Origin of the sequence: Bartonella sp. CB10SXKL (assembly GCF_042195515.1) — a bacterium.
Taxonomy (GTDB): domain Bacteria; phylum Pseudomonadota; class Alphaproteobacteria; order Rhizobiales; family Rhizobiaceae; genus Bartonella.
Genome location: NZ_JBHION010000051.1, coordinates 1 through 2306, shown reverse-complemented (window position 1 = coordinate 2306; position 2306 = coordinate 1). Strand labels below are relative to the sequence as shown.

Annotated in this window: 3 protein-coding genes and 1 pseudogene; all 4 read left to right on the top strand. The window is 38.6% G+C overall.

Annotated elements, in window-relative coordinates; translation table 11 throughout:
* Positions 1 to 182 (top strand): annotated as a pseudogene (locus ACFIK3_RS09240) (hypothetical protein); the annotation flags it as partial.
* A gap of 161 nt (positions 183 to 343) precedes the next feature.
* Positions 344 to 862 carry a hypothetical protein gene (locus tag ACFIK3_RS09235; RefSeq protein WP_375676602.1) on the top strand — a complete coding sequence of 173 codons (519 nt, stop codon included), beginning with the start codon at positions 344 to 346 and terminating at the stop codon, positions 860 to 862.
* A 158-nt stretch (positions 863 to 1020) separates the two neighbouring features.
* The gene (locus tag ACFIK3_RS09230; protein WP_375676601.1) at positions 1021 to 1413 is read left to right on the top strand and encodes a hypothetical protein; all 393 of its coding nucleotides are present in this window, start codon (positions 1021 to 1023) and stop codon (positions 1411 to 1413) included.
* A 57-nt stretch (positions 1414 to 1470) separates the two neighbouring features.
* Entirely contained in the window at positions 1471 to 2049 is a 579-nt protein-coding gene (locus ACFIK3_RS09225) for a hypothetical protein (protein WP_375676600.1), read from the top strand.
* Positions 2050 to 2306: the final 257 nt, after the last annotated feature.

Sequence of the window (2306 nt, the reverse complement as noted above, 5' to 3'; positions counted from 1 at the left end):
AGGAAAAGAGATTGAAAATTTTTGAGGAAAAGGTAAGCGTAGGGCGTTTACGTCGTGTGCTTGAGGAAGCTTTAGATGAGGCAATGACTGAGGTTGATCTGGGACTGAGGTTGATCTTGGCAGCGTGCTTGGCTTTCAATATGGGGGCACCACCTTGGGGAAAGGGGTGTTTTGGCTTGTAAGCGCGCATGTATAAGCGCGTATAGGGCAAATAAATAAAATACGTAGAGGGGATTTATAGTGCTTGCATTACTCTGAGAAGGGTGCTAAGCGAATTTACCGCGCTGGTGGCGTGCTATCAAATATTGAAGAGTGGGAATTTTAGAAGTGGGGGAGTATCCGTATGATCGAAGATAAATCACAACACCAATTTGCCCATAAGGGAGATAAGGCTTTTGTATCACAGTCAGTGTTGGATCAATCGGCAACTTTCAAAAAATGGATGATGCTTTCAACAGGCGATTATATCATCATTTGTTGTTTGGCTATCCTCTTGTTGGTGCTTTTTTCCGCGTCTGCCTATATGAGCCCTTTGGAATTTTTTCACGTTATATCCAAGGAACAGCTCCAAGCACTGGGAAAAATGAAACAAGAAGATCTTCAAAACATGAGACAGAGTTTTATATGGGTTCCTGCGATCGAATTTCTTCGTAACTTAGGGTGGAATGGTGTTTGGGCTTTTTTATGTCTCTTGCCGCAAATGATTTTTGGCGTTCTTTTTGGGTTCTTTCCGCTCTTTTCTATTTTTAACGCCATATTTAAACGGGATGCGAAGGAAATGATGCTGCAATGGGAAACCTTGCCAGAACAGCAACAGCTAGACAACCAATCTCTCAACAAATATGATAGGGGGGGAAAGTGACCGCTTCTATAACGCCTTTTTTAATAAATCTATTATTGATCTCCTTAGGGATAGCTATCTTTATTTATTCTGCGTGGAGCATGGTACTCTTTTCTACCGTGAAGATCATCTTGGCCATTTATTATTCTTTGATAAAACGGGCAGTACTGTTATGTAAGATGCGAAGGAAATTAAAAAAGGGTGCAGCGCAGAATTTGAGGCATAATCAGGCAGAGGGTAGGGGACAGAATACAGTTCTTGCAACACAGTTGCGTGCCTTTTCTTTTCAAGAATCTTTGCTTCTCTCAAAAAAAGATTATAAAATAATCTCTTGGATGGCTTTCATTGCAGTTGCGCTTTTTATACATGCTGTGCTTTTTTCGTCTTTTACTATACGATGTGCGATTGTTTCACACAATAATCCGTTGTTTTTTTTGTTATTGATTGAAGCGCTGCCGTTTTTGTTTATTTTGGTATGTAGTGCCATCACTTTGCCTGTTATTTTAATTCTCCATAGTCTCCTTCATTATGGCGTGAAAAAAACAGTAAAGAAATTAGAAACATTTGCTTGAGAAGAGAATGAAAATGATGATTTCATATCAATGCGATAGGGGGAAAAAGTGAGCATTATGATACAATATTTGAGTTTTTTAGGGGGCATCATCATTGCCGTTTTAATGGTTATGGTTATGGTCAGGCTTCCTTACCTGTTGATCAAGCATATCAGGTTATCTTTTAAACTCGCTCAAGACTTGAAAAAGAGTACGACGCAACAAAAGCAAGCCATACAACAATTGCGCAATGATCAGGGAGAAATGAAAAGACACAATCTCGCGCTTGAGACACTTGATGCAAAAATGCGCTTTCTTAACTTCAAAGAATCTCTGCCTTTTTCTTCAAAAGAATGTAAAATAATCTTTTTTATTCTTATTCTCTTTTCTGTTTTGCAATCTGCTTTCTCTATCGTACATTTGGTATCGGGGAAGGATAGTATAGTTAGCTTTATAGTGCCGTCGCTTTCAAGAATTCGCATTATTTATAGCTTTATATGGTTAGGGATTTTTCTCTTTTCTCCGATCATTGGGATCATGTGCATAAAATTAACGAGAAAATTGAACAAAATACTTCCACAATTGGAAGAAGCGATACAACAACGCGATCAGGCAATGCGTATGCAGAATGTGGAAGGGGGACAAAATGACGAGTAGTCTTATAACATTAATAGCCATTTCTTTCCTGTTCTTTACGCTCTTAAGTGTTTTAATATGGGTGCCAATCGTTGTCATTTATTACCTGTTTATCAAGCGTGCGAGGCTTTATTGTCGCGTGAAAAAGGAACTGAAATGCGTGCTGAGTGAACGCGATATTGCCTTAAAACAGATCTCCCAAAAATAAAAAAGCAGCAGAATGTTTGATAAAAAACAGCTTTCTCTTGTTTGGCAAGACTATAAAAAAATATTCTATC

Coding starts and splice junctions, on each gene's coding strand:
- ACFIK3_RS09235 (WP_375676602.1), top strand. CDS start 344: ATGATCGAAGATAAATCACAACACCAATTTGCCCATAAGGGAGATAAG.
- ACFIK3_RS09230 (WP_375676601.1), top strand. CDS start 1,021: ATGCGAAGGAAATTAAAAAAGGGTGCAGCGCAGAATTTGAGGCATAAT.
- ACFIK3_RS09225 (WP_375676600.1), top strand. CDS start 1,471: ATGATACAATATTTGAGTTTTTTAGGGGGCATCATCATTGCCGTTTTA.